At 76.1% G+C, this 247-nt stretch carries 1 protein-coding gene; it reads left to right on the top strand.

Going from position 1 to position 247, the window contains the following annotated elements; all coding sequences use genetic code 11:
- On the top strand, positions 1–247 hold a 247-nt coding region (locus G3I65_RS53355), incomplete at both ends, for a hypothetical protein (RefSeq protein WP_203612750.1).

A 247-nucleotide genomic window follows, 5' to 3' on the forward strand; every position in this document is an offset into this window, starting at 1 on the left:
AGCGGACCGCCGAGCAGCGCCGGAAGCAGGCGGAAGAAGCGGCGCTGGCCGAACAGTCGGCGAGCACCGCCGTGACGACCACCCGGCGCCGGCACGGCGAACTCGTCGAGACCCTGGCCGGGGCGCCGTCCGCCGAAGCCGTCACCGAGCAGCTCGCGCGGGTCGCCGAACTCGAGCAGGCCGCGAAGAAGGCGGACGCCGACCTGCGGACCGCCCGCGCGGCCGCGAAACAGGCGGCGGATGCCCA

The sequence above is a fragment of the Amycolatopsis sp. SID8362 genome (assembly GCF_010550475.1).
GTDB lineage: Bacteria > Actinomycetota > Actinomycetes > Mycobacteriales > Pseudonocardiaceae > Amycolatopsis > Amycolatopsis eburnea.